Source organism: Lamprobacter modestohalophilus (assembly GCF_016583905.1).
Lineage (GTDB): Bacteria > Pseudomonadota > Gammaproteobacteria > Chromatiales > Chromatiaceae > Lamprobacter > Lamprobacter modestohalophilus.
The window spans coordinates 67333-92042 of record NZ_NRRY01000019.1 but is presented as its reverse complement, the minus strand read 5'-3'; the positions used below and the strand labels follow the sequence as shown (position 1 = coordinate 92042).

Genomic DNA, 24710 nt, shown 5'->3' with positions numbered 1-24710 from the left:
AGTCGGTGCTGGGGTGATGCTTGAAGTCCACCGGCGCCTCCGGTTGATCGTTAGGCGCCGAATTTCTTCATGCGGCCGGCGTGGCCGAGGGCGAGACCGAGCAGGTGGCAGCCCGGGCGCAGCCCGAGGGCGCCTTTCAGGCAGCTGGTTTCATCGAAGCGCTGGGCAGCGTCGCGACGCGCGTTCCGAGCGTGCAGAAGCACCGGTACCGGATGCCAGCTGTGCGCCGACATCACCGCTGGCGTCGAGTGATCGCCGGTGACGACGAGCACATCCGGCCTCTGCTCCAACAGCCAAGGAATGCGCCGATCGACCTCTTCGATCACCGCCACCTTCTCGGTGACATTGCCATCCTCGCCGGCGCTATCGGTGCCTTTGACATGGAGGAAGTAGAAATCATGCTCGTCGCCGATCTGCTGCTCGAACGACTCGAACAGGGCATCCATGCCGGTCGGTGGCTCGGCGATGTCCATCCCGAGCAGCCTTGAAAGTCCGCGATACATCGGATACTCGGCGATGCAGAGCCCATTGAGGCCGAAGCGCTCCTGCAGTCCGGGGATCACCTGGTGACGCTGGAAGCCGCGCAGCAGCAGTGCATTGGCAGGTTGCTCGTCAGCGATCGCCGCGTGCGCTTGCTCGAGGAACTGCGCGACCACCTCGGCCGCGGTCTTGGCCTGATCCGACTGTGGCCGCATGGGGATCGATGGCCGACCGGTGGCCTGGGGGTCGGTGTCCGGCAGGTCGTCATAGAGCGCATCACCATCTGGGCTGCTGCGCAGCACCAGCACCGCACGGTGTTGGGACTCGGTCTTGAGGAAGACCTCGCCGTCGAAGTCCAGGTCGAGGGCGTCTTGGATCTTGGCGCAGAGGCGCTGGTTCAGCTCCGTCGGAATGCGCCCGGCGCGCCGGTCGGTGATCTCGCCGGCGCTGTTGATGCTGGCAAAGTTGACCCGTGCGGCCAGATCACCGGGCTGCAGGGGGAAATCGATGCCGAGCGCCGAGAGCACCCCACGGCCGATGCGCCAGCGCAGCGGATCATAGCCGAACAGCGCCAGATGCCCGGGACCGCTGCCCGGCGTGATGCCGGGGCCGACCATCTCTAGCAAGCCGCAGGAGGAATCATGCGCGAGTGCATCGAGATTCGGCGTCTCGGCGGTATCCAGCGCGGTGCGTCCGGTCTCCTCGCTGCCCAGCCCACCGAGACCGTCCATGACCAGGTAGACGATCTTGCCGCCGGGGATGATCAGTTCTTGCCAGGTGTCGGTGATATCCATGAGGAGCCTCTGGTTAGTGGTTAGTGGTGAGTGGTGAGTGGTGAGGGGTGAGGGGTGAGCTCAGCACTTCGCTTGCCATTTGGCTGGCGTCTCGCTTCAGTGGTTGGCGATGAAGATGCGCAGACTTCGCGGCGGCAGATGGATCGCGGATGTTGGCATGCTGTCGCCAACGGAATCGTCCCCAGCCGGGTTGTCGGCCTTGTGGTTGGCCCCGTTTTCGGCCCCGTCGTTGAAGGCCGGTGTGATCTCCTGCAGCTGATCGGCCGCGCAGTCGAGGACATCGGTGAGTCGATCGCGGCTGTATTCCTGTGCTTCCTCGGGGTCCGGGTTGATCAGCACGGCGCTGTGTTGGGCCTGCCGGGGCGAGCGTCGCAGCAGCCCAACCACCGGCTCATCGACGGCGGTGAAGCGCTCTTGTGCCCCCTCTTCATTGAGCACCTGCGTCTCGGCCTTCATGCTGTTGACGCGGCCGATGAAGTCGCGGATGTCGAAGCTGGGCTCCTCCCAGTGCTGGGGGCGGGTCTCGACCACGTGCAGTCCGCGTCGGAAGCCGAGCTCGTAGCCGATGGGCATCATTACGCCGGTGGAGAAGACCGCCGCGAACAGGTACCAGAAGCGGGACTCACGGCTGTCGCCATCGGCGTCTTCGGCCAGCCGGGTGGTGTCGTGGCTCTCCGGAAAGGCGATGGATGGCGCCAGATCGCGGAAGCGCTGATACTGATCGAGCAGCCAGTCGCCGCGGAAGTCCCACCATTTGGCGCTGTTGAACAGATAGTCGAAGCCAGCCGGTCGCAGCTGCTCGATGTCGTCGGGCGGCGCACCGAGGGTCTCGGCGAAGAACCGGGTCTCCGGCGCGGCTTCGCGGGCGCGCTCGATCAGCACCTGCCAGACCTTGCCGGGCAGCTGATAGGCGGCGTCGCAGCGAAAGCCGCGGAAGCCGAGCGCGGTGTAGTGACCGATGACCTCGGAGAAGAAGTCGATCATCGCCTCGCGCTCCGGGCGCTCGCTGTAGTCGAGCTGGGCCAGGTCCTCCCAGACGGTGACGATCTCGGGGTCGTCCAGATCGGTGGCCGAGGGCGAGTGCACCGAGCCGTCGTCGTCATGGATGTACCAGTCTGGATGCTCGGTGACCAGGTCGGAGTCGATGGCGGTGTGGTTGACGACCAGATCCATCATCACCGCGATTCCGGCGTCGCTGGCGGCCTTGGTGAAGGCCTTGAGTCGCTCGTCGTCATCGCCGTCACCGTCGTCATTACGATTGCTGCCGTCATTGCCGTTGCTATCGTCATTACCGTTGTTGTCGCCGCGCAGCGCCGGGTGCAGGCGGTAATAATCCTTGACCGCATAGAGGCTGCCGGACTCGCCGGGGAGATGGAACGGGTTGACGAAGACCCAGTCGAAGCCCATCCGGGCAATCTCCGGCAGCCGCTCCGTCCAGTGCTCGATCGGACCGAGCAGGGTCGGAAACAGGTTGTAGATCCTCGGGCCCTGGGGAAAAGACGGTTGATTTGATGGCATCTTGGCGTGTCCTGAATAGCTTGTGAGATATCAGAGCGCACTGGTCTTCAGCAGCCCGACCGGGAACCGGCGCAAGACCGTGCTGGCGCGAAGGGCCTGACGGCCTTGGTGCTGCTCGGTCTCCAGCTGTCGGCTTGGTCCCGCGTTTGTGCTGCGCTCCGTGCCGCCTAGGACATCGTCGAGCCGCGCGGCCGGGATCGAGATCCAGGTCTCGTCCCAACCGGGGTCCTGCAATGGATCGATGTCGCCGTCGTCGGTGACGGCCAGCTCGCTCAGTCCGGCGAGCAGGCGAGGGGCAATGACCACCACCGACTGTCCCTGATGGCTGCGACTGAAGGCGCAGAGACGGTGCGCATGCGGGCCTTCAACGGTGAGAGGTGAGTACTCGCCGTGGGCGAAGAGGTCGGGCATCTGCTCGCGCAGCAGCAGCGCGCGGCGGATCAGATACAGCTTGGCGCGGCCGTCGCTGAGGTTGTTGCTCAATGCCTGTGGGCTCATTGACTCAGCGCTCAGTGCTTGGGAGCGAAGTGGCGGTGGCAGTTCGCTCGCTGTCTCGCTGGGATCATCGATGGTGGCGATGCCATCGATCTCACTGAGCCATTGGCGACGACGCTCGAAATCGACCGGACGACGATTGTCAGGGTCGACCAGGCTGAAGTCCCACAGCTCGCAGCCCTGATAGAGGTCCGGCAGCCCTGGCGAGGTCAGTCGTAGCAGGGTTTGGGAGAGGCTGTTGAGCAGCCCGAGCTGGGCGACGCGCTGCTGGAAGGGGATGAAATCCTCGAAGAAGGCACGGCTGCGCTCGCGATCGAGCACGGCATCGATGAAGGCCTCCAGCATCGCCTCGTAATCGGCGTTGGCGTTGGTCCAGGCGGTATGCACCTTGGCCTCCTTGACCGCCTTGCTCATGTAGGCCTGGATGCGCTGCTTGAGCGCTTCCCAGTCGTCGTTGTCCTGCGGTGTCTGCAGTGGCCAGACACCGAGCAGGGTCTGGTACAACAGATACTCGGTGTTGGCGTCGGGCCAGGTCACCGCATCAGCGTCGAGTGGATCGCGGCCTTCGCCGCTGCGGCGAAAGCGCCGATTCAGTCGCGCCCAGCGCTCAACGTGCTCACGCCAGACGAGCGGCAGCTCGGAGAGGACATGCAGACGTGCCCGCACATCCTCTGAGCGCTTGCTGTCATGGGTCGATCCGGCCAGCATCGCCTGCGGCCATTGGGCTTGGCGCCGTGCATTGGCGCGGTGGAAGCTGTCGACCGAGAGGCCGAAGCGCTCGGGATCACCGCCGACCTCGTTCAGGGAGCTGAGCCGGTGCCAGCGATAGAAGGTCGTGTCTTCGACGCCTTTGGCGGTGACCGGACTGCTGTACTGTTGGAACTTCATCGCCAGGCGCAGCACGCGCTCACGGTACGGCTCCGGCTTGCCAGCCGCGATGTCGGTCAACAGCAAGTCGCGGACGAACTCAAACACCGACTGATCCGGCATCCGGCTGCGCCGACGGGCTTCTGAGACGGCCTTCAGCACCTGATTGCGATCGGCGGTGGAGACGCCCTGATCGGTGATGTAGGTGCGGTAGACCGGAAAGCAGGCGACGACCTCCATCAGCGCACTGCGCAGCGCATCGAGGGTGTAATCGCGGGTATGCGGGTCCATCTCGGCGATGCGGGCGGCCTCGCTCGCGAGCACATGCAGCTCGCTGGAGAGCAGGTTCTTCATCACCAGCCGCTTGGCGGCATAGACCTCGTCGGCATAGCCTCTGGCTGAAGCGGAGCCAGGGCCTGAGTTGGAGCCCGAGGCCGAGCCTGAGTCTGAGCTTGAGCTTGAGCCCGAGCCTGAGCTGGCACCGATGAACGCTTGGTAGCAGCGATCAAGCTCAGCCTCGCCATCGCTGTCGACGAAGAGGGTATCGCAGAGCGTCGCGAAGTCGTAGCCGGTGGTCCCGTGCACGGGCCAGTCGTCGCGCAGCTGCTCGTCGCCGACCAGGATCTTCTCGGCCGCCAGATACAGCGGGCGATCGACGTCGAGCGGGGCGCGCTGGGGCTGCAGAACCTCCGCCGCGCGCCGTTGCAGGCGGCGAAAGTAGGCGGCTGGATCGAAGAGCCCGTCCGGGTGGTCGATTCGCAGTCCCTGCACCCGGCCCTCGGCAATCAGCTGCAGCACCCGCTCATGGGTCGCCTCGAAGGCCTTTGAGTTCTCCATCCGCAGCGCCGCGAGATCATTGATATCGAAGAAGCGCCGATAGTTGATCTCGTCGGCGGCCACGCGCCAGTGCGCGAGACGATAGGCCTGCGCCTCCAGCAAGGCATGCAGCCGGCCGCTGTCTGCCGGGTAGTCGTCGGCGCCGTTATAGGCATGCAGACAATCCTGGATGTAGCGTTGCAGGTCGGCATTGGCCTGACACAGCGCGGCGAGGCGCTGTTTGTGCAACTCCTTGTCGCGATAGCGCTCGATGACTGAGGTCTCGTCCAACGCGCTGCGCGGTGGCAGGTTGCCGAAGGCGGTGATGAGGCTCTCAAAGCTGGCCAGATCGGAGGCCGGGTCTGAGCCCGCTTTTTCTGAGCTGACTGCTGTTGAGCCTACCTCTCTGGAGCCTACTTCTCTCGAGCCTACGTTTCTTGAGCCTAGGTTCGGATCAACAGCCGGTTCATCGGCCTTGAGCCGCTCGCGCAGCGCCGCCAGAGCGGGTGCCAGGATGCGCGGATACTCGCGCGGATCGATCGGAAAATGGTGCTCGTAGTACTCGACCCGGAAGGCGCCGTCGGCGAAGACCAGCGTCAGCTCGCCTTGGTCGAGCAGGTCGCCGTAGTGATCGCCGAGCACCGGCACCAAGACCTTGTCGTGCAGCTCCTGTTTGAGCGGACGCCAGTCGATGTCGAAGAAATCGGCATGGGCCGACGCTGGGCCGTTCTCGAGCACGTCGAGCCACCAGGGGTTCTCGCTGCCCATGATGCCGACATGATTGGGTACCAGGTCGAGGATCTGGCCCATGCCGTGTGCGGCCAAGGTCTCGCACAGGCGATCATAGTCCGCCTGGCTGCCAAGCTCGGGGTTGAGCTGGCTGTGATCGACGACGTCATAGCCATGGGTGCTGCCGGGCCTGGCCTTGAGGTAGGGCGAGCAGTAGCAGTGGCTGATGCCGAGGTCAGCGAGATAGGGCACCAGCTCGGTGGCGGCGGCAAAGCCAAAGTCTTTGTGCAGTTGTAGACGATAGGTGGCGCGTGGGATTGGCGCTTGCAGCGGTGCCTCGCTGTTCGACTTGCCGCTGGCTTGCTCGTTGGACGACCGTCCAGTGTTGGATCGCCCAAGCTTGATCTGAGCTGCAGGGTTCTGGCAAGGGTTCTGGCCAAAGCCGTTCTGACCAAAGCCGTTCTGACCAAAGCTATTCTGACCAAAGCCGTTCTGACCAAAGCTATTCTGACCAAAGCCGTTCTGGCCAGCATTGGTCTGGCCAGCGTTGGTCCGGCCAGATTCATTCTGGCCAGAGCGGGTCTGACCGTTGTCGTTCTGAGCGGAGCCTGATGCGGCGTCGGCTTGGGAATTGATCTGCGGCTGTTCCGTGGCACTGAAGCGGGCTGCCGAGCTGCCGCGCTCGGCACGCACCGCCGCGAGCAGGCCTTGGATCTCGGGTTGCTCCAGCCAGTGCTCGAGCTGCAGCGGTTGGCGGCGGCGCCAGTTCGGATAGCGATCGCCGCTGCCGGGCAGGTTGATCTGCTCGGTCTCGGCGAGCAGGTCCGCGGTTTGGATCAGTAACAGCCGCGAGGGCGTGCGTGCCAGATAGACATGGATCGCCCGCAAGTGCTCGGGGCCGAGACTGGGCACGTCCACCGGGTCCGCGCCCGCGTGGTCGGGCAACAGGCCCTGGTGCTTCAACGCCAGGAACAGCTCGGTACGGTCCTGAGTGCGTTGCAGCAAGCGCTTGTCATAGTCGTGCTGGCTCGGGAACAGCTCCAGCTCACGCCTCTGCTCGAGGTCGACGCCTTGCCAGAAACCGGCCAATGGCGGGAGATCGTGGGTACCGGCCGTGACCATCGCATTCGGCTCGAAGGCCGGCGGCTCGAGAAAACCGCCGTCGCCGGCGCGCTCGAAGTAGAGCACGCGGGTCGAGAGGATGCCCCAGTCCGGGATCACCTTGCGGATCAGCTCCGGCACCGTGCCCAGGTCCTCGCCGATGATCAGGCAGCGGTGACGCACGCTCTCGAGTGCGAGCACGCCGAGCAGCTCCTCGAGCGGGTAGCTGAGATAGGTGCCTGCCGTCGGCGGCGCGCCGTCCGGGATCAGGAACAACCGCATCAGGCCCATCACATGGTCGATGCGCAGGCCACCGGCGGCGCGCATGTTGGCGCGCAGCTCGGCCGCGAAGGGCGCGTAGCCGGCCTCGCGCAGCGCCTCTGGGTGCCAGGCGAGGACATCCCAGTTTTGGCCTTTGGGGCTGAAATCGTCCGGCGGCGCACCGACATGCGCGCCCTGGATATAGAGGCCGGGCAGGACCCAATGATCGGCGCCGTCCGGTGCCGCGCCGACGGCGAGATCCAACAGCAGCCCCTGTGCCATGCCGAGCTCCTGGCAGCGGTTGCCGGCGGCCTCGAGCTGCATCTGGGCGAGCCACTGCAGCCAGGCGAAGAAGTCGACCCGCTCGGCGTGCTCGCGCGCGAAGGTGGCCACTTCGTCCGACCTCGGGTCCTGATAGGCGGCGGGCCACTGCTCATCGGCGCGCTGATCGTGATTGGCAGCGGCGAAGTGCTCACTCAGCGCCTGGTAGATCGCGAAGCGCTGCAGCGACTCACCCTGCTCGTCGCAGAAGGCCTGGAAGGCGGCGGCGCGCGGCCCCTTGACGTCGGGATGGTGCCGACGGAAGCAGCGGAACAGCTGTTCTAGCACCTGCAGCTTGGCGTCGGTGACCCCGGCCTGATCGACCAACGGCGCACTGCGCAGCGCCCGCAGCTGCGCCTTGAGCGCGTCGCTGTCGATCAGCTCCCGCGCTGCCCCGCAGTCGGCTAGCTCGGCGATCGCTTCGACATCGAGATGCAGCGGATTGAGAAACCGGCGGCTCGCTGGACCATAGGGGTTACAGCGCTCGGGCTGGCTCGGGAAGAGCGCATGCAGCGGGCTGAGCCCGACGGCACCGGCGCCGGCTTCAGCCGCGGTCTCGACCAGTCGGGTCAGGTCGGTGAAGTCACCGATACCCCAGTTGCGGGTCGAGCGCAGCGCATGCAGCTGGGTGACCAGTCCCCAGTCACGCTGGTTTTGGTCGTCGGGCTGCCAGCAGCGAGGCGGGGCGACGATGAAACGCGTCCGCGCCAGGACAGCGTCGGCTGTCGACTGGAGGGTCAGCTGGTGATAACCGATCTCGGAGGGTGCGGGAACCGCGATGCGGCGGCGCAGATAGCGGCGGCCATCGATCTCGCGCTCCTCGTCGATCGGCAGACTGCTCAGATCCAGCTCGGCTTCGGCGGTGGGGCCCGATTCCTCGGTCAGGACCAGCCGCACCGTCCTCAGCTCCGGCTGATCGGGCAGGCTCAGTGTCAGCCTCGGCGCCTCGGCACCCTGCCGGTGCACGATCACCGGCGCGAGCACGCGCTGCCATTCCCGATCGATCGCTTGGGCCAGGCTGCGCGCCTCGGTCGCCGGGTCACCCGCAGCGACGCCGAGCGCTTGGAGCAACGCCCGCCGCGTGCGGTCGTCGGCGTGATGCTGCTGGCCCTCGACATCCTCATAGGTCGCGGCGATCCCATAGTGGGCACAGAGACGCTCGAGCTCGGCGGTTCCGCTCATGGCTCGGCCTCCTCGTGATGCTGACCGTCGACACCGGCCTGTTGGGGCTGGCGCGGTTGCGATTCCTGAAGCTGTTGCGTGGAGGCGAGGTGCCAAGCGACCGCCCAGGGTGTTAGATGCTGATCGGCGAGCGCGTCGCCGAGACCGACTGGCTCCAGGTACAGGGCCTCGCCAGCCAATCGCAGCGGCAGTGCGTCCCAGCGGTGCTCGGTATCACTCAGATTGGCTGTCAGCGTCAGGGCAGCGCCATCACCGAGGCGCCATTGCACTTGGATGGCGTTGGTTGCGAAGGCCTCGAAACGGCTCTGCCCCGGGTCCATCCCGGCCAGGCGCGGCACGATCTCGCGCTGGCGCAGCCGCAACAGCTCCTGATGGAAGTGCCACCATGCGCGGTGGCGGGCATCGCCCTCGAGTGCGTTCCAGTCGAGCCGGCAGCGCTCGAAGGTCGCCGGGTCGTTCGGGTCTGGGATGGCCTCGCGCGCCTGCGGGTCAGCGAAGCGCTCAAAGCGCTGGAATTCGCGTCGCCGCCCTTGCGTGACCGAGTCGGCAAGGTCGGCGCCGAAGTCACAGAAGAACAGGAACGGGGTCTCGGTCAGGAATTCCTGCCCCATGAACAGCAAGGGCGGCGATGGCGCCAGCAGCATCAGGGCGCTGAGCGCGCGCACCGCCTCCGGTAACGCCAGCGAGGCGATGCGCTCGCCGAAGGCGCGATTGCCGATCTGATCGTGATTCTGCAGCAGGTTGATGAAGGCGCTTGGTGGTAAGCCCGCGCTCGGCTCGCCGCGTCGGGCACCGTCGCGGAAGGGCGACGGATCAGCCTGGTAGGCGAAGCCTTCAGCGAGACAGCGGGCGAGGAGACGCGCCGGCTCCTCGGTGTAATCGGCGTAATAGCCATCCTGCTCGCCGGTCATCAGCACATGGGCGGCGTGATGGAAGTCATCATTCCACTGCGCCTGGTACCACTGGGCCATACCGTTCGGGCGCCGGGTGAGATAGCGGGACTCGTTGCCGTCGTTCTCGAGCACCAGATGCACCAGCCGTCGGTGCCCGAGCTGATCCTGGACCGTCTCGGCCAGCTCGGTCAGGATGTCCGGCTCGGAGTCGTCGGCGATGGCATGCACCGCATCGAGACGCAGGCCGTCGAAGCGGTATTCCTCGAGCCAGTAGAGCGCGTTGTGGATGAAGAAGTCGCGCACAGCCCGGCTGTCAGGGCCATCGAAGTTGATCGCCGCACCCCAGGGGGTCTGGTGGCGCTCATTGAAGAACTGCGGGGCATAGAGGTGCAGGTAGTTGCCCTCGGGCCCGAAATGGTTGTAGACCACGTCGAGCAGGATCATCAGGCCGCGGTCATGGGCCGCCTGCACCAAAGCCTTGAGGTCCTCGGGGCGGCCATAGCTGGCATCGGGTGTGAACGGCAGCACGCCGTCGTAGCCCCAATTGCGCTGGCCCGGGAACGCCGCCACCGGCATCAGCTCGACCGCCGTGATGCCAAGCTCGGCGAGCTGGTCCAGTCGCTTGGCGGCGCCGGCGAAGGTGCCCTCGGGCGAGAAGGTGCCGAGATGCAGCTCGTAGCAGACCGCCTCTTCCCAGGGCCGTCCGCGCCAGGGCTCGCCGTCGTGCCAGCGGAAGTCGTTTGGCTCGATGATCTCGCTCGGGCCGTGGACGTCGGCTGGTTGGAAGCGAGAGGCGGGGTCGGGGACGGTCTGCTGGCCGTCGACGCGCTCGCCGGCGATGCGGAAGGCGTAGCGCATCCCTGGATGGGCGTTCGCCGTCGTCAGCTCGAACCAGCCGTCGCTGGTGCTGTTCATGCCGATGTCTTGCTCGCTATCGCCGTCGCCATCGCCGTCATTGCTCTCGAAGAGCCGGAGCACGACCTGATCGGCGGCCGGTGCCCACAGGCGAAAGCGGACGCTGCCATCGGACAGGGTCTCGGCGCCGAAGGACATTCGGTGTTTCGAGGTCGACATGGCGGGCTTCCTGTTTGGTGTTCGGGTTTTGGTGACGGTTCACTGACGGTTGGCGGGCGCTTCGCTGAAGGCGCACTGCCGCCTAATGCATGCGCTATACCAGGCCAGAGGCATTCGCTTGACCTGGCGGATGTCGGTCTGCTGCGGTCACAGCTGACGCTGCCGCAGTGGCTTTTGGTCGGCGCTCAGTTGCTGTTATCAGCTGCTGTGACTGGAACCCGTCTTGGCGCTGCCGCCGAGGGGTGGCTTGGTGCGCGTGCTATCCGATGATGGCCAGCATCGCTCCGCTGAGCGCTGATGCGGTTGATTTGACCCGCCTCCTGGTTGCCATGAACCAGGCGAGACGGCTGCGATGGGCTGCCGTGACGACTCGGGTTGCGGTGGCACTGAGCGTCATAGCGGGCGGGGGTGCACCAATGGGTCTATGGACGGCAGTCGAATGCTGGCGGATGGGGTGGTCGTGGTCCGATCTCGGCAACAGGGAGCAAGCCTGTGCTTTGTTGGTCCAACCATTGCACGGGCTACTGGTACAACCCTGATCCAAGTCCATCGAGTCCTCCGCCGACGCCTGCGGCCAAAACGCAGGGTCGACGCAGAGGCTGACCCGCATCCTTATGCCTGACCTTACTGATCTCGAGACCGTTGCCGCTGATCCGCTCTGGTACAAAGACGCGATCATCTACCAGACGCACGTCAAGGCCTTCTTCGATACCGATGGCGATGGCACCGGCGATTTCCGCGGCCTGACCCAGAAGCTCGATTATGTCCAGGCGCTTGGCGTCAACGCCATTTGGCTGCTGCCGTTCTATCCGTCGCCGATGCGCGACGACGGCTACGACATCACCGACTACCGCAACGTCCACCCGGCCTATGGCACAAAGCGCGACGTTCGCCGCTTCATCAGCGCTGCGCACCGGCGGGGTATCCGGGTCATTGTCGAGCTGATCATCAATCACACGTCCGATCAGCATCCCTGGTTCCAGGCCGCTCGCCGGGCACCGAAGGGCTCGAGCAAGCGCAACTTCTATGTCTGGAGCGACGACGACAGCCGCTTCTCCGAAACCCGGATCATCTTCACCGACAGCGAGGCCTCGAACTGGACCTGGGACCCGGTGGCCGAACAATACTATTGGCATCGGTTCTTCTCGCATCAGCCGGACCTGAACCACAACAATCCGCAGGTGGTGAAGGCGGTGATCCGGGTGATGCGCGCCTGGCTCGACATGGGCGTCGACGGCCTGCGGCTGGATGCGATCCCCTACCTCTGCGTGCGCGAGGGCACCAGCAACGAGAACCTGCCCGAGACCCATGCCGTCCTCAAGCAGATGCGCGCGGTGGTCGACGCCCATTATGAGAACCGGATGTTCCTGGCCGAGGCCAATCAATGGCCCGAGGACGTGCGCGACTACTTCGGCGACAGCGATGAGTGCCACGTCTGCTATCACTTCCCGCTGATGCCGCGCATGTACATGGCCCTGGCCCAGGAGGACCGGCACCCGGTGGTCGAGATCATGGAGCAGACCCCCGAGATCCCAGCCGATTGTCAGTGGGCGCTGTTCCTGCGCAATCACGACGAGCTGACCCTGGAGATGGTCAGTGATCGCGAGCGCGATTACATGTACCAGACCTATGCCACCGATCCGCGCATGCGGGTCAATGTCGGCATTCGCCGGCGGTTGGCGCCGCTGCTCGACAACGACCCCAACAAGATTCGGCTGATGGTCAGCCTGCTGCTGTCGATGCCGGGCTCGCCGATCCTCTACTACGGCGACGAGATCGGCATGGGCGACAATATCTATCTGGGCGACCGCAATGCGGTGCGCACCCCGATGCAGTGGACCCCTGATCGCAACGCCGGGTTCTCGCGCGCCGAGCCGCAGCGGCTCTATCTGCCGCCGATCATGGATGCGGTCTATGGTTATCAGTCGGTCAATGCCGAGGCGCAGTCGCGCTCGGCCTCCTCCTTGCTGAGTTGGATGCGGCGCATCATCGAGGTGCGCAAGGCGCATCGGGTGTTCGGGCGCGGCAGTATCGAGTTCCTGCATCCGGGCAACCGCAAGGTGCTGGCCTATGTGCGCGAATCGACCGCGACAGACCCGATTCCGGACGACGCCAGGGACAAGCACGAGATCCTGCTCTGTGTGGTCAATCTTGGCCGCGGTGCCCAACCGGTCGAGCTGGATCTGGCGCGGTTTCAGGGGCGGGTGCCGATCGAGCTGCTCGGGCGCACGGCGTTCCCGCCGATCGGCGAGCTGCCCTATCTGCTCACCCTCGCGGGTCATGGCTTCTACTGGTTCCTGCTGTCCGAGAAGGACGCTGCGCCGGCCTGGCATGATGAACGGCTGCCAGCGCCGCGTCTGGCGACGCTGGTGTTGCCGGAAGGGTGGAAGAGCCTGCGTCCGGATCTAGCCAAGCGGCCGGAGCCAGTGCGGCGGGCGCTGCGGCTGCTCGAGCGCCGGGTGCTGCCTGGATATCTGGGCAACCGCTTCCAAGGTGCGCCGGCTGGCGCGCAGGGGGGACTGCAAGGGGACGTGCTGGGAGGCGTGCCGGGGAGCCTGCCAGGGAGCGTGCCTGGGAACCTGCTAGCTGGTGCACCACTGTCTGCGGTGCAGCTCAGCGCCATTGAGGCGTGGCGCGACTGGCTGCTGACCTTGGTCACCGTCGATCTTGCCGATGGCAGCCAAGCGCGGTTGCTGCTGCCGCTCTGGCTGCTGTGGCAGGAGGATGGCGTCGAGCTGAACGCAGTGCCACCGGCGGCGACCACGCTGGCGCGAGCGCGCCGCCATGCAACCCCTGGCCAGCTCTGCGATGCGCTCGCGGACTCGCGATTCGTGCACGCGCTGATCGAGTTCATCGGCGATGGATCGCAGACGGCCTTGGGTGACGGGGTGCTGTCAGCGCAGCCGACCCATGCGTTCGAGCGCTTGACCGCCGATTGTGCGGAGGCTCAGGTGCGCATCCCGCCCGAGGACCGTGGCCACAGTGCCGCGCTCGGCGATCAACTGATGCTCAAGTTGTTGCCCTGCGCGACCAGGATTTCAACCAAAGCGACCGCCAGGGTATCCGGCGAGGCATCAGCCGACGAGGCAGCGACCGAGGCGTCAAGCGAGGCATCACGCAAGGCGTCAAACGAGGCATTAGCCGACGAGGCAGCGACTGAGGCGTCAAGCGAGGCACCAAGCGAGGCGTCAAGCAAGGCATCCAGCAAGGCGTCAGCCAGGGTTGCAACCGAGTTATCAGGGAATATGCCGACGGACGAGGAGGCAAGCGCGGTCGAGCACAGGCTCGATCCCAACATCGAGATTCGGCACTATCTGCAAGAGGTTGCCGGCTTTGCCAATACCCCCGCGCTGGCCGGCTGGCTCAGCTATCGGCGCGATCAGGGCGATCAGCAGGGCGGCTGCACCTTGGCCATCCTCGAAGAGTACATCCACAACCAGGGCAACCTGCGTACATTCACCCTCGAGCTGCTGTCCCGGCTCTGCGATGCCTATGGCGAGCGTCTTGACGATTGGGAGGCCGATGCGGCCCATCTGAGCTACGAGACCCTGATCGATAACCTCGGTCGTCGGCTGGCCGAGCTCCATCAGGCGCTGGCTCGAGAAGACGCCGGCGCTGCCTTCGCGCCGGAGCGCTTTAGCGCAGAGGATCAGGCAGCTTGGGCTGCATCGATCGCCGAAGACCTGGAGCGGACCCTGGCGCAGCTCGAACACTCACAGGAGGTGCTGCCCGATGAGGTTCGACCGTTGGCAACGGCACTTTTAACGCAACGCGCCGGGGTGCTGCGGCCAATGTCCGGTGCCGATGCTGGTGCTGGTGTCGATGCTAGTGCCGGTACACATGCCGATGCGGAGGACGGTGCTGGGACCGGTGGCTGCGCTGCACTGCGCATCCGGGTCCATGGCGATCTAGTGCTGAACCGGGTGCTCGTGGTCGAGAATGATGTCTTCTTCATCGACTTTGGTGGTGACTGGTTGCGGGCAGGGGAGGCGACGCCGGACAAGCAGAGCCCACTGACTGATGTGGCCCGCGTTCTCCAGTCGTTTCACGAGGTCGCCGACGAGGCGATTCAGGCGGTCTGTATCGATCCCTCCAGCACTGTCCAGCGCAGGCCCGTTGTCGATGCGATCGTCGACTGGCGTGGCCGGATCTGCCGTCGATTCCTGAGCGCGTATCGGGAGGGGCTCGCCGCTGCGGGCGCGGCACTAAGCTGCCCGACATCGCCGACATCGCCGACATCGCCGACACAGGAGACTGCAGTCACTCGCTTGTTGGCACTGCATGGAGCCTCAACACGGCTGCGGGAGGTGCTGGAGCTGGTTTCGGCTCTGGAGCCGAAGGGGGCATCTGGTGTGTCTGCCGCCGATCTAGGCGCGGCAATCCGCGTGCTCTCCAGCCTCGCTGAGCAGGAGGAGTGGTAGCCGGTATCAACAAGGAGCGGGCATCTTTCGAGCATCTCCAACAGTGCCTCGTGCCACAGCGCGGGCTTGATTACGCCCATCTTCTGCGTCAGCTTCGGTCTTCAGGTCGGAAGCCCAGTTTTTTTATGCTAGACTTTTCTACGTTCCGGTAGAAAAAACTGAGCAACTTTGATATGACCCAAATCTCGGCAACGATCTCCGCTGAAACACGGGACCGTCTCGAGCACTATGTTCGTGCGCGTGGTTTGAAAAAGGGATTCGTGATCGAGCAGGCGCTCCTGCATCATCTCCAGGCGGTCAGTGAACTCCCGGACGATGTGTTGATCCCCCCACGGCTTGTGGTTGGTCGGGACGTTGGCGACCGGCTTCTGGAACGGTTGGCATCGAACGAGTCGCCGAATCGGGCCATGCAGGCGCTCTTCGATGACCCTGTTGCGGCCGCTCCCAACAAGCCCTCGTGAAGCTTCGGATTAGGCGCTTAGAGCCGACTGACGATCGGCGTCAGTTTGCCAGCGGAAATCCGGATCTCGATCGGTTCTTTCAGCGTTTTGCGGGTCAGAACCAGTTTCGTCATCACATTGGTGTCACCTACATTGCGCTCGCCGAAGACACCATCCTAGGCTTCGTCACGGTCGCGCCCTCTGAGATCGAGCTCAGCGCGCTCCCCAAAGAGCGCAGCCGTCAACTTCCGCGCTATCCGTTGCCCGTGCTCCGTGTTGCGCGACTGGCAGTGGCCGAGCAGGCACAGGGTCATGGAGTTGGCAAGGCGTTACTCCGGTTCGCGTTAGCGCTCGCCCGTCAGACGGCTGAGGAGGTCGGTTGCATCGGCGTCGTAGTCGACGCCAAGCCGGAGGCGCAGGCGTTTTATCGCCAGTATGGCTTTGAGGCATTCAGGGTACTGGAAGGGGCTTTGCTCGAGCGACCTGAGCCTTTGCCAATGTTCCTGCCGCTGTCCGCGATCCCTTCGTCCTCATGATGCGCAGCTAACGGTCTGGAATGTCGCATCTCTGTGGTGTGGTGAGGCCTTGATGCTCGGTCTCCGCCTCAGTTGGCGGTATTACGCCACTCAGCCGGGACGTCTTCCCGAGCCTGGGTGTCTTCGGTCTCGCGTGCTCCAGGCTTGTTGACGATCTGAACGCTGCTCGCCTGTGGGCCGGCGTCGCCCATCTCCGGCTCGAAGCGCACCTCGGTACCGACCGCGAGGCGGCCGAAGTTGTCGTGGAGCACGCTGTTGCGATGGAAATAGTGCTCTTCGCCATAGGGCGTGCGCAGAAAGCCGTAACCTTCATCCGGAAAGAGCCGCACGATGAGTCCTCGTGGCTCCTCGTCGGCGGGTCTGAGGGCATCGCGCCGGCGCGGCTCGCCGGCCGATTGGAGACGTCGCTCCATGACCGAGAAAGCGGCCTCGATGACGGTGCGCAGGTTGGATTCCTGCTCGACGACTGCCGGCTCCTCGTTTACCACCAAGCGCCGGTTGCGCGGCAGATGCACCTCGATGCTGACCCGATAAGGGTTGCCGCTGTGCTGATGCTTATGCGGCTTGGAGACGATGACCGTGCAGGAGACGATATCGTCGTGGTAGCGCTCGAGCCGGTCGACGCGCTCGCGGATGAGCTGCTCGCTCCACTCCGAACGAGGCAGGTCGTGGTAGTTGAGCTCTAGCGGTTTCTGCATCGGGTCCTCCTTAAGGATCGATCAAGTCGGGTCGAACAGACGCATGGTGCGTTCATGACGCGTTCATGACGCGTTCATGACTCGCTCATCGCTCGCTCATCGCTCGCCAGCGGCGAGTCCATCGAGCGCTCCCGGTGACGCCGGCACCCGGAACAAGGCCCGGATCTGATTGCCGTCTCGCTGCTCAAAGCGGATGCCAGCGTCGGCATCGCCTTGGCGCTCGAGCATGATCGCCAGCGGCTGGACGCTCAGGCTGGTCTCGCTGCCGCCGCTGTCACCGACGACTAACGTCAGCTCCGGCGCTCCGTCCGACTCGGTGAACACCAAATCGTGCAGTGCGACATCGCTCACCAATTCCCTCGACTGTGGCTTCGACTGCGACCTCTTGGATGGCGCATGGGATGGCGCATGGGATTGCGCACGGGATTGCGCATGGGATGGCACACCAGCCTCGAGATCCACGTCTTCGCCACCGGGCGTCTCGCTGATGTGCAGGAGCCAGCCACGATGTCGATTCAGAAAACGCTCGCAGGTCTCTTGCCATCGTGGGCGCGGAATACGCTCTAAACGGTGATCCATTTCAGTCATCTGGGCCTCATCGCAAGGTCGGTCCAACAGTGTCGAGTTCCAGCAGTGAGGGGAGGTCACTGCCCATCAGCGCATCCGATGCAGCAAGCCCAGTGCCACAAAGCTGGACCGATGCGTCCGCCTGTTCGCTTGGCCCTGTAAGGCGCCGGTGATCCATCGGATGGTGCATCTGATGGTGCATCTGGCCCGACGTTGGTGGAAACCCACCGTCACTGGGCAGAACGAGCCAGCCTTGCCGAGCTTAATGTGAAGCTTGCGCGCTGCATGGTCTGAGGGTGGCCGCAAGCCATGACCGTTAGGAGGAGTGTTAGCGGCCGCTGTCACGGCAACGACGGGAAGCTAGCCGCCGGGGGCATGGTCGTGATGGCACGAAACCTGCTCTCTACGTGAGGAAAGTCACGGCTGGGGGTCTAGGCATGCCGAGAGAAGAGATCGATCTGAGCTGCAAGGTCGAATACCTATCGATCCTCGATGAGGACGGCCATCTCGATGAAGCGCTGGCGCCGGACGTCTCCGACGAGCAGCTCGAGCAGATGCACCGGGTTATGCTGCTAGCGCGGCGGTTCGACGAGCGGATGCTGAACCTGCAGCGCCAGGGGCGGATTGGCACCTTCGCCCCGGTCTCCGGTCAGGAGGCGGCACAGGTCGGGGTGATGGCGGCGTTGCAGGCGCAGGACTGGTTTGTGCCGTCGTTCCGCGAGTTTGCGGCATCGATCTGGCGCGGTACGCCGCTGAAGGCGTTGCTGCTCTACAACGCCGGCTACAACGAGGGGGCGGCGATTGCCGAGGATGCCCACGACCTGCCGATCGCCATTCCAGTCGCGACGCAGATTCCGCATGCGGTTGGGCTGGCCTATGCCGCCCGCTACCGCGATACCGACGCAGTCGCGCTGGTGTTCTTCGGCGATGGGGCGACCTCCGAGGGCGACTTCCACGAGGCGATGAACTTCGCCAGCGTCTTCGAGACCCCGACCTTGTTCGTCTGCCAGAACAACCAGTGGGCTATCTCGATCCCGCGCGAGGACCAGACCCACTCCAAGACCTTGGCCCAGAAGGCGCTCGCCTATGGGATGCCCGGTATCCAGGTCGACGGCAACGATCTGCTGGCGGTGCTGGCGGCGGCCCGCGAGGCGGTCGAGCGGGCCCGCAGTGGCAGGGGCCCGACGCTGATCGAGTGTGTCACCTACCGCCTCTCGGTGCATACCACGGCCGATGATCCATCGCGCTACCGCAGCGACGAAGAGGTCGAGGAATGGGAGCGGCGCGAGCCACTGCGCCGCCTCCAACGCTACCTCAAGGAGCGCGGCATCCTCGACGATGACGGCATCGAGGCACTGGAGAGCGAGATCAGCGAGGAGATCGACCAGGCCTGGCAGGAGACCGAGCAGGCGATGCAGGAGCTCGACGAGCCGCTCGATATCTTTGCGCACAACTATGCCGAGCTCCCTCGGACGCTGCGCGAGCAACGCGAGGAGATGGCGAGCCGCCTGGGGGAAGGCGGGGGAGGGCTGAGTAATGGCCAAACTGACCATGGCGCAGGCGCTCAACCAGGCCCTGCGCGAGGCGATGGACGAGGATGATGCGGTGCTGGTGCTCGGCGAGGACGTCGGTGTCGACGGCGGCGTGTTCCGCGTCACCGAGGGCCTGCTGGATCGCTTTGGCGCCGAACGCGCGATCGACACCCCGCTGGCCGAATCGGCCATCGTCGGCGTCTCGATCGGGATGGCCGCGCATGGGCTGCGTCCGGTCTGCGAGATCCAGTTCTCCGGCTTCAGCTATCTGGCCATGCAACAGCTCGAGGGGCATGCGGCGCGGCTGCGCTGGCGCTCGCGCGGGCGCTTCAGCGCATCATTGGTGATGCGCATGCCCTATGGCGGTGGCGTGCGCGCCCTTGAGCACCACTCCGAGAGCAAGGAGGTCTACTTCGCCCACACGCCGGGGTTGAAGGTCGTCGCGCCCTCGGGGCCGCGCAACGCCCGTGCGCTGCTGCGCGCGGCGATCCGCGACCCCGATCCGGTCGTCTTCCTCGAGCCCAAGCGCATCTATCGGGCCTTCCGCGAGGAGGTTCCCGACGACGACGAGCCGATGGCGCTCGGCGAGTCGCAAACCCGGCGCGAGGGTAACGATCTGACGCTCATCAGCTGGGGCGCGATGCTGCAGCCGACGCTGAAGGCCGCCGAGCAGCTTGCCGAGGAGGGTACCGAGGCCGAGGTCATCGATCTGCTGAGCCTCTCGCCGCTCGACGATACGCGTCTCGCGGACTCGGCCCGGCGCACCGGCCGGGTGGTCATCGTCCACGAGGCGCACCGTAGCTATGGCCCGGGTGCCGAGGTCATCGCCCGGCTGGTCGAGAAGGCCTTTTGGTATCTGGAGGCACCCATCGCGCGGGTGACCGGCTACGACACCCAGGTGCCGTTCTTCGCGCGCGAGACCGATTATCTGCCGGATGTTGCGCGCATCGTCACCAGCGCACATCAGGTGCTCGAGGCTTGAGGGGCAGGGCTTGAGGGGCAGAACATGAGTAGAGCATTTCGATTGCAGGACCCGGGCGAAGGCATCCACGAGGCCGAGATCGTCGAGATCAATGTCGCCGTGGGCGACCAGATTGAAGAAGGCGAGACGGTGCTCGCCGCCGAGACCGATAAGGCGACCACCGAGATCCCCTCACCCTATACCGGCACCGTTGAGCGTATCGCGGTCGAAACCGGCGACCAGGTACGGGTGGGTGATCTGTTGATGACCGTCTCGGGTGATGGAGACGGTGACGACGGCGACGATGGTGGTGACGGCGGCGACGGCGATGACCGGGATGACAGCGCTGTTGCCGCGGCAGCGAAAGAGGATGCCGAGGAGCCGATCTCCGCCGAGTCCAGCGCCGATGAACATGAATCAAAGGCCAGCGAGCGCGGGGCTGATGAACGCACCCGCGAGGCAGAGACGTCCAAGGCCGGTGAACGCACCCGCGAGGCAGAGGCGTCCAAGGCCGATCAACGCAGCGGCGAAGCGGCGCAGCGCCAAGCAGATGCCGAGCGTTCCACCACGGGCGGCGGCGAGCAGCGGGACCAGGCTGACCGCGACAGACCCGTGCCGGCCGCCCCATCGACACGCCGGCTCGCGCGTGAGCTCGAGGTCGATCTCAGGGCGGTCGACGGCAGTGGACCCGCAGGCCGAGTGCTGGCTGAGGATGTGCGTGCTGCTGCCGAGGGCCGCGGGGCACAGGCCGCCGGCAAGGCGGAGTCCGCGACCGAAGGCAAGCCGCAACGACAGCCCGAGGAGCCATCAGCGAAGAGGCAAGAGCAGCCACCAGCAGAGGCACCAGCAGAGGAGCCTTCTGCGGAGAAGCGAGAGGAGCCGCCAGCAAAGTCCTCGAAAAAGTCCCCGACAAAACCCAAGTCGGACCGTCAACCGAAACCCCAGGCGGGCGAGCGCGGAGACACACTGCCGGATTTCTCGCGCTGGGGCGAGACCGAGCGAGTCGCACTGCGCTCGATTCGCCGTACCACGGCGCGCGAGATGGCTCGCTCCTGGGCGCAGATCCCGCATGTGATGCATCAGGACACCGCCGATATCACGGCATTGGAGCGGTTTCGGCAGGCGCATCTTGTCGAGGTCGAGGAGGCCGGCGGCAAACTGACGCTCACGGTGCTGGTGCTCAAGGCCCTGGTCGGCGCGCTCAAGACCTTCCCGCGCTTCAACGCCAGCCTCGACGTCGATGACGACAGCATCCTGCTGAAGCACTACTACAACATCGGCGTCGCCGTCGACACCGGCCAGGGTCTGCTGGTGCCGGTGTTGCGCGATGTCGATCGCAAGAGTGTCATCGAGCTCGCCGTCGAGCTGGTGAACCTCAGCGAGCGCGCCCGTGAGGCCAAGGCCGAGCGCGACGAGCTGCAAGGCGGCAGCTTCACGCTGACCAATGTCGGCGGCATTGGCGGCACGGTCTTCACGCCGCTCATCCGCCATCCCGAGGTCGCCATCCTCGGGCTCGGGCGGGCCTCGCTGCAACCGGTGGCCGAGGGTGATCCAGACAAGCCAAGGTTCAGTGCGCAGCGTCGTCTGCCGCTGTGCTTGGCGTTCGATCATCGCGTCAACGACGGCGCCGATGCCGCCCGCTTCGTCAACCAAATCATGGCCGCCCTGCAGGACCCTGAACGCCTGCTGCTAACGGCCTGAGCAAGCAAGCCGCCCTGTCGTGATCGAGCGGTTGTGATCGAGCGGTCGTGATTGATCTGTCACGACCGAGCTGTCGCGATCGCGGTGGCGCGATGTAGGTATCGAGATGGAGGTATCGAGATGGTAATGGGCGATCTACCAGTCGAGACCCAGGTACTGGTGCTCGGCGCCGGGCCAGGCGGGTATGCGGCGGCATTCCGGGCCGCTGATCTGGGGCTGGATGTGACCCTGGTGAGTGATGAGCCGGTGCTTGGCGGCGTCTGCCTGCAGCGTGGCTGTATCCCGTCCAAGGCCCTGCTGCAGGCCGCCGAGACCGCTGTCATCGCGGCCGAGGCTGAGGCGATGGGGCTGGGGCTCGGCGAGCCACAGTGGGATCTCGAGCGGCTGCGTGGTTGGAAGGATGGCATCGTCGAGCGTCTGACCAAGGGCCTTGCCGGCCTGTGCGAGGCGCGTGGCATCCAGCGCATCCAGGGCCGCGGGCGTTTTGGCGGACCGCGGCGGCTGCTGCTCTCGGCGTCCGAGTATTCGAGCATCGATTTCGAGCAGGCGATCATCGCAACCGGCTCGCAGCCCCTGTCGCCGCCGGGTCTGAGTGCGAGTTCGCAGGGGCGGATCATGGACTCGACCGGCGCCCTGGCGCTGCCCGATATCCCCGAGCGGCTGCTGGTAGTCGGTGGCGGCTACGTCGGGCTCGAGCTTGGCAGCGTCTACGCCGCGCTGGGTGCGCGGGTCAGTCTGGTCGAGCAGACCGACCGCTTGCTACCGGGTACCGATCCGGAGCTGGTCGCGCCGCTGCGCAAGCAGCTCGAGCAACGCTTCGAGCGCATCGCGCTGGAGACCAGCGTGCGGGCGGCCGATGAGCACGAGGGCCAGGTGAGCGTCCGGCTCGAGGACGCTGATGGCTCGCGTGAGCAGTCGTTCGAGCGGGTGCTGGTGGCGATCGGGCGCCGCCCGAACACCGATGACCTCGGCCTCGATGAGGCCGGCATCGAGACCGATGACCAAGGCGTCATCAAGGTCGATGCCGAACGCGGCACCAGCACGCAAGGGATCTTCGCCATTGGCGATGTCGCCGGCGGTCAGCAGCTCGCGCATGAGGCCATGCACGAGGGCAGGGTGGCGGCTGAGGTGATCGCCGGGCGGCCGGCCGCCTTCGATGCCCGGGCCATCCCGGCGGTGATCTATACCGATCCGCAGATCGCCTGGTGCGGCCTGAGCGAGGCCGAGGCCGAGCAGCAAGGACGCCAGGTCAGCGTCACCCGCTTTCCTTGGCAGGGCTCGGGCCGGGCGTTGAGCCTGGGCGCCGAGGCCGGACTGACCAAGCTCATCATGGACCCGGACAGCGGGCGCTTGCTTGGTGCTGGCATTGTTGGGCGCGGCGCTGAGGGGCTGATCGCCGAGGCTGTGCTGGCGATTGAGATGGGCGCACTCGCTGAGGATCTGTCGCTCGCCATCCATCCCCATCCGACGCTCTCGGAGACGCTGGGCGAGGCCGCCGAGCTGTTCGCCGGGAACAGTCTCCATGGGTTGGCCAGCGCCCATCGCTGAACGGAGCGCAGTGGGTTTATCGCCTGGGGAGCCGGGCCGCTTCCCCTGACGATGGCTTGATTCCAGCAATCGAACACCCCGCCGGGAGAGCTCTATCGCGAAGCTCGATCCCCGACCGCGTCATGCCGTGATTTTCAATTCGTTGACGTTATTGACAACGGCCGCTTGCGTTGGCATTGTTGCCAACATGAAGGCCACGCTCATCACGAGTTTCAAAGACATCACGCCAGAGGGCGGAATCCTTGAGCTGGTGGTCTGGCGTCTACCAGCAGCGGTGCCACCCTGCATGCACCGCTATAAATACCGGGCGGTGTTTGTGGTCAACGGCGAACGGGTGATTGGCTTCGACAACGAGCGCGGCAAGGGCGATCATTGCCACCGCCAGGGACAGGAACAGCCGTACCAATTTACAGGTGTCGATCAGCTGATCGAGGATCTGATGACAGAGGTCGAACGATGGAGAAGCGAACACTAAGAATCACGCTCAATCCGGATTGGCGTGCGGCTCTGCGTGCGGCAGGCACCCGCGCGCAGGCCGAGAGCTATCAAGGCGAGACGCTGAATTTCGAGTCTGCGGACATACTCTTTGGCCGTTTGACGGAACGGCGCTGGTCCTTGGTGCAGGCGCTGATGGGCACCGGGGCGTTGTCCGTTCGCGAGCTCGCCCGTCGCCTTGGGCGTGACGTAAAGCGGGTGCATGAGGATGTGACGGCGCTCGCGCAACTGGGATTGATAGAGCGCACTGAGCGCGGTGGGGTGCTCTGCCCTTATGCCAATATCCACGTTGATTTGCGCCTGAGCGCAAAGCCGCGCCAGGCGGCCTGAGGCGGAAACGTACCCTCATCCCTCATCCCTCATCCCTCATCCCCCAACCGTCGAACGAATCGTCGCTAGCCGATCGCTCCCGCCCACCTTGCGCGCCAAGTTGATCGCATCGACTTCGATCTCCCACGGCTCCTCCTTTGCGACCGGTGCCAGCATGGAGTAGAGGCCCCTGTGCTCAGCGCGCGGTATAGCCGCCATCGATGACCAGCTCGCTGCCGGTGACAAACTTGGCCTCGTCGCTTGCGAGGTAGAGGACGCCATTGGCGATGTCGTCCGGCTCGCCGACATGACCGACCGGATGTCGCGCGTCAAGCTGCTCTCGATAGGCATCGACATCCTGCCCGGAATCCTTGGCGAGCGCCTCGACGAGGGGTGTCCAGATGAAGCCTGGATGGATCGAATTGACCCGAATGCCCTCGCCGGCGTAGAGCAGCGCATCGGTCTTGGTCATCTGTCTGACCGCGCCTTTGGAGGCATGGTAGGAGGGGATGTCCGGTGCGCCGATGATCCCGTAGATCGATGACAGGTTGACGATGCTGCCGCCGCCGACACGGCGCATGTACGGGATGACGTGCTTGGTGCAGAGGAAAACGCCCTTGACATTGATGTCCTGTACCTGCTGCCACTCGGCCTCGGTCAGTTGATCGGTCGGCTTGTCGGTGCCGGAGATGCCCGCATTGTTGACCAACACCTGGGGCGCTCCCAGCGCCTCGTCGATCTCGGCGAAGACCTGCTCGACCGAGGCTTCGGTGGCGACGTCGAGATGCCAGTAGCGGGCCTCGCCGCCTTGGTCGCGGATCGCGCTGGCGAGCGCCTCACCCTCCTCATCTTGGATATCGGTCACCGCGATCCGGGCACCCTCGGCGGCAAGCCGGGAACAGGTTGCGCGGCCAATGCCGTGGCTGCCGCCGGTGACGATCGCCGTTTTTCCGCTGATGCGCTGCATGCTG

The 24710-nt window shown here is 65.2% G+C and carries 16 protein-coding genes; 9 read left to right on the top strand and 7 right to left on the bottom strand.

What is annotated here, in order from left to right:
• Positions 1–50: 50 nt before the first annotated feature.
• The 4 genes from CKO42_RS12670 to treZ form a co-directional block, all read right to left on the bottom strand.
• Positions 51–1274: a 2,3-bisphosphoglycerate-independent phosphoglycerate mutase gene (locus CKO42_RS12670; RefSeq protein ID WP_200244470.1), complete on the bottom strand. Its 1224-nt coding sequence runs from the start codon at positions 1272–1274 to the stop codon at positions 51–53.
• 96 nt (positions 1275–1370) lie between these two features.
• Positions 1371–2792 (bottom strand): alpha-amylase family protein, encoded by a 1422-nt coding sequence (locus CKO42_RS12665; protein ID WP_200244463.1) that lies wholly within the window; start codon positions 2790–2792, stop codon positions 1371–1373.
• A gap of 30 nt (positions 2793–2822) precedes the next feature.
• Complete coding sequence (treY, locus tag CKO42_RS28720) at positions 2823–8564, bottom strand: malto-oligosyltrehalose synthase (protein WP_200244461.1); 5742 nt, start codon at positions 8562–8564, stop codon at positions 2823–2825.
• Entirely contained in the window at positions 8561–10531 is a 1971-nt protein-coding gene (gene treZ, locus CKO42_RS12655) for a malto-oligosyltrehalose trehalohydrolase (RefSeq protein ID WP_200244459.1), read from the bottom strand. Before treZ ends, treY begins: the two co-directional genes overlap by 4 nt.
• Positions 10532–11145: 614 nt before the next feature.
• On the opposite strand from treZ, the gene treS reads away from it, so the two are divergent.
• The 3 genes from treS to CKO42_RS12640 all read left to right on the top strand — a co-directional run bounded on the left by treS (position 11146) and on the right by CKO42_RS12640 (position 15928).
• Positions 11146–14952: a maltose alpha-D-glucosyltransferase gene (treS, locus tag CKO42_RS12650; protein WP_200244454.1), complete on the top strand. Its 3807-nt coding sequence runs from the start codon at positions 11146–11148 to the stop codon at positions 14950–14952.
• A gap of 173 nt (positions 14953–15125) precedes the next feature.
• Complete coding sequence (locus CKO42_RS12645; RefSeq protein ID WP_200244447.1) at positions 15126–15413, top strand: ribbon-helix-helix domain-containing protein; 288 nt, start codon at positions 15126–15128, stop codon at positions 15411–15413.
• Complete coding sequence (locus tag CKO42_RS12640; protein ID WP_200244445.1) at positions 15410–15928, top strand: GNAT family N-acetyltransferase; 519 nt, start codon at positions 15410–15412, stop codon at positions 15926–15928. The genes CKO42_RS12645 and CKO42_RS12640 overlap by 4 nt, the downstream gene beginning before the upstream one ends.
• 68 nt (positions 15929–15996) lie before the next feature.
• Here the strand turns inward: CKO42_RS12640 and CKO42_RS12635 are convergent, their stop codons facing one another.
• On the bottom strand, positions 15997–16626 hold the full coding sequence (locus CKO42_RS12635) for an HPF/RaiA family ribosome-associated protein (RefSeq protein ID WP_200244443.1): 630 nt from the start codon (positions 16624–16626) through the stop codon (positions 15997–15999).
• A gap of 96 nt (positions 16627–16722) precedes the next feature.
• Complete coding sequence (locus CKO42_RS12630) at positions 16723–17214, bottom strand: hypothetical protein (RefSeq protein ID WP_200244441.1); 492 nt, start codon at positions 17212–17214, stop codon at positions 16723–16725.
• A 416-nt stretch (positions 17215–17630) separates the two neighbouring features.
• On the opposite strand from CKO42_RS12630, the gene pdhA reads away from it, so the two are divergent.
• The 6 genes from pdhA (at position 17631) to CKO42_RS12600 (ending at position 23760) form a co-directional block, all read left to right on the top strand.
• Positions 17631–18794: a pyruvate dehydrogenase (acetyl-transferring) E1 component subunit alpha gene (pdhA, locus tag CKO42_RS12625; RefSeq protein ID WP_200244439.1), complete on the top strand. Its 1164-nt coding sequence runs from the start codon at positions 17631–17633 to the stop codon at positions 18792–18794.
• Positions 18730–19707, top strand: coding sequence for an alpha-ketoacid dehydrogenase subunit beta (locus CKO42_RS12620; protein ID WP_200244437.1), 978 nt, complete (start codon positions 18730–18732; stop codon positions 19705–19707). The genes pdhA and CKO42_RS12620 overlap by 65 nt, the downstream gene beginning before the upstream one ends.
• A 24-nt stretch (positions 19708–19731) precedes the next feature.
• A complete protein-coding gene (locus CKO42_RS12615) occupies positions 19732–21387 on the top strand; it encodes a 2-oxo acid dehydrogenase subunit E2 (protein ID WP_200244435.1) in 1656 nt (551 codons plus the stop codon).
• Between the two features lie 126 nt (positions 21388–21513).
• Positions 21514–22935 carry a dihydrolipoyl dehydrogenase gene (lpdA, locus tag CKO42_RS12610; protein WP_200244433.1) on the top strand — a complete coding sequence of 474 codons (1422 nt, stop codon included), beginning with the start codon at positions 21514–21516 and terminating at the stop codon, positions 22933–22935.
• Positions 22936–23122: 187 nt separating this feature from the next.
• A complete protein-coding gene (locus tag CKO42_RS12605; RefSeq protein WP_200244431.1) occupies positions 23123–23410 on the top strand; it encodes a toxin-antitoxin system TumE family protein in 288 nt (95 codons plus the stop codon).
• Complete coding sequence (locus CKO42_RS12600; RefSeq protein ID WP_200244429.1) at positions 23392–23760, top strand: HVO_A0114 family putative DNA-binding protein; 369 nt, start codon at positions 23392–23394, stop codon at positions 23758–23760. Before CKO42_RS12605 ends, CKO42_RS12600 begins: the two co-directional genes overlap by 19 nt.
• Positions 23761–23935: 175 nt before the next feature.
• On the opposite strand, the gene CKO42_RS12595 is transcribed toward CKO42_RS12600, so the two are convergent.
• A complete protein-coding gene (locus CKO42_RS12595; RefSeq protein WP_200244428.1) occupies positions 23936–24706 on the bottom strand; it encodes an SDR family NAD(P)-dependent oxidoreductase in 771 nt (256 codons plus the stop codon).
• Between the last annotated feature and the right edge of the window lie 4 nt (positions 24707–24710).